The organism is Desulforamulus profundi (genome assembly GCF_002607855.1).
Window position 1 is genome coordinate 1 of the sequence record NZ_AWQQ01000140.1, and the last position, 2,935, is coordinate 2,935.

Genomic DNA, 2,935 nt, shown 5'->3' on the forward strand with positions numbered 1-2,935 from the left:
GCTTCATACCGACACCCCCTTCCGCAAGGGGAACTGTTCTATGCTGAGCGAACATTCCTTAAGGTGTGAAAATCTGCGCTCAAGTAAGTGTCCAGCGAGGCAGGGGAAGAATGCCCCAGTGCCCTGCTGATCACTGGCTGTGGGATTCCGTTTCCCAGAAGTGTCGTTGCAAGATGGTGCCGGAAAATATGAAAGCCTTTCCTGTCACCATTTGCGCCCCTCACATTTRCGGCTTTCATGATCTTATTGGCGACATTGGACAGGCTTCTGCTTTTCAGTCCGGCATATGGGTGACATTGGGAAATGAAGATTTCCAGATGGTCAACCTGAGGGCGCTCCTTGGTTAGATAGTCATAGATGGCATTGCCTACAACCGCAGTGAGGGGCAATTCCAAGGGAACATCCGTTTTTTGCTGTCTGATGTGAAGTCGGTCATTTGTCCAGTCTATAGAATCCATAGTCAGGGCGGCGATGTCGCAGCACCGCAGACCTGTGTACAGGGTGAGTAGCCCAATTGCTTTGTCCCGAAGGGAAAGGGACGATTCTTCCGCTGTCAATGCAGCCTTGATCCGGCTAACTTCCTCAGATGTAAGGTACTGAATGTTCATCCTCTTTTCCCGGAGCGCTGGCAGGAAGGACAAAACCCTTGTGCAGGTACCTTCGGGGAAGAAAGGAGCACATGCCTTGAATACAGCTGCAATATTTTTCTTATAAGAGCAGCTTCGTGATACTTTACCGTCGGGAGATGCAAACACGTCAATTACTGCCTTTTCCGTAATCTTCTCCAGAGTATCCATGCCTTTGTGTCGTAGCGATAATAAGAACGAGGTGGCGTTATGTGACTCTGTATAGATGGTCGATTCCTTTTTGCCCCTTGTTCTTTCAGTCTTGCAATAACAGTCAATGACAGATTTGAATTCCTCGGGCAAAGAATTGTATCCGGTCCTTCTTAAGATTCCATGCCTGCGTCTGCCGTCCGGACATTGCCCAAAGATGTCAAAGTTTTCAATCGCTCCGATAATTGTCCGCTTGTTACGGAGATAGGATGGGGAATGGGATGTTTTGGTATAAGCCAGATAAACATCCGTATAGGATTTCCAACCTTTTGAATCCGACAAAAGAAGGATTCGTTTAATCTCTCTCCTGAATCTGACTACATRCGATTCTGAATAACCGTTCTCTGTCATGTAGGAAATGAGTCTGGGATAGTTCTCCCGTAAATTTTGCACATTCATATATGCGTCCTCCTTATATAYTTGATATAAGGAGTATATAACTTTAGTAAAATATCCAAACCTTTTTTTAGTGAATCCACCAATAATTAAATGCTATCCAAAAAAGGTTTGGATTTTATTTAAGTTTTGATAACGAAGAAAATCCAGACGTTTGGATTTTATTCGGCACACATTTATTGTTCACTCATATGCGAGAATGACCGGGGAGCTTGGGCTGGACCTGTACACTACTATGCCGATCATAGCGGCATACGCAGGTCATACCAACATTAAAGATACTGAGAGGTATATTCACCTTCCGGAATTTGACTATTCAAACATCACGACTGCTGGCGCACCTTTTTTGGATGCCTGTGTACCGGAGGTGACGTTTGATGTCTAAGCAGTCAAAACCTGACTTTGCTGACTATATCTATTCGTACTTTATGAAGTACCTCCCACTCCAAAGAGGATTGAGCCCCAATACGATCTCCTCTTACAGCTGTTCGCTGATGCTGTTATATCAGTTCTGCAAAAGTGAGAGGGGGATTCCATATGAGAAACTGTCATTGGACAGAATAGACAAGCAAGTTGTGGATGATTACTTGCTCTGGTTGGAAGCCAGCAGGAATAATTCAGCAGCAACCAGAAACCAGCGTTTATCCGCACTCAAATCACTGTTTCAGTACATTCGGTCTGAATCGGTTGTTTATACCGCTCTTTGCTGTGATATCCTGTCCATACCAGAGAAGAAGACCCCGACTGCCCCCTAAATATTTATCTGCTGGAGAAATGGAAGTGCTGTTCTCTATGCCGGATATCCAAACCAAGCATGGCCGCAGGAATCTTAYTCTTTTACTGCTTCTTTACGATACCGCAGCACGCGCTGGTGAATTGGTTGAGCTTAAAGCTGGAGATATTTCCTTTGGGAAAACTCCGACCGTAAAACTGTTTGGAAAAGGTAACAAGACGAGAGTCGTTCCTATCACACAAAAGACATCTGATATATTACAGGGGTATATCAAGGAAAATCGAATCAGCAAAACGGAACAATATTTGTTTGAAAACCGAAGCCACGAAAAGCTGACAACCGTGGGTGTTTCCTACATCCTCAAAAAATATGTGGAGATGGGGAAGCAGATTCATCCGGATATGTTTCATGTGTCCATCTCTCCCCATTTGCTGCGGAGTACCAAAGCCAGCCACTTGATTCAAGGCGGTGCAAATATCTATTACATCCGGGATTTTCTTGGACACGCATCTGTAGTGACAACCGAGAGGTATGCGAAAAACAATCCCGAAGTTGTCCGGAATGCAATCGGCAAGGCATCGTCTGATTTGACAGGCGATACAGAGTATTTCGATGACAGCGAAAAATCGGCAATGCTTGAATTCCTGAAGTCGTTGCAGTGAATTTGATTATTTAAAGTTGAGCTTGCGGTTTTCCTGCATTTTCGTGGGTAATTGCACTCAACTTTAAATAATGTAAAACTTTCGATAAGCGATAAACCCGTTACCTAACCCATTGTTTTTTAGGCAATCCCTAGCTGAATTCTATCCCCAAAGTAAATTGCAAGTTGGGAGATACAATTCCTCCATTCCCGGATTGGCATAGTCCACTTCTTTGAGATTGATTCTGTTGCCAGGTAAATAATCTTTTTCAAAGCATCATCCGTTGGGTAGGCAGTTTTGGTTTTTGTCACCTTTCTTAACTGCCGGTG

At 44.2% G+C, this 2,935-nt stretch carries 3 protein-coding genes and 1 pseudogene; 2 read left to right on the top strand and 2 right to left on the bottom strand.

What is annotated here, in order from left to right:
- Positions 1-38: 38 nt before the first annotated feature.
- Positions 39-1,235, bottom strand: coding sequence for a tyrosine-type recombinase/integrase (locus tag P378_RS17420; protein WP_099084094.1), 1,197 nt, complete (start codon positions 1,233-1,235; stop codon positions 39-41).
- A gap of 374 nt (positions 1,236-1,609) precedes the next feature.
- Here P378_RS17420 and P378_RS24355 point away from each other — a divergent pair, with 374 nt between their 5' ends.
- Positions 1,610-1,987, top strand: coding sequence for a site-specific integrase (locus tag P378_RS24355; protein ID WP_099084095.1), 378 nt, complete (start codon positions 1,610-1,612; stop codon positions 1,985-1,987).
- The gene (locus P378_RS17430) at positions 1,941-2,627 is read left to right on the top strand and encodes a tyrosine-type recombinase/integrase (protein ID WP_420796022.1); all 687 of its coding nucleotides are present in this window, start codon (positions 1,941-1,943) and stop codon (positions 2,625-2,627) included. Before P378_RS24355 ends, P378_RS17430 begins: the two co-directional genes overlap by 47 nt.
- Positions 2,628-2,746: 119 nt before the next feature.
- On the opposite strand, the pseudogene P378_RS17435 reads toward P378_RS17430, so the two are convergent.
- Positions 2,747-2,935, bottom strand: a pseudogene (locus P378_RS17435) (IS256 family transposase); the annotation flags it as partial.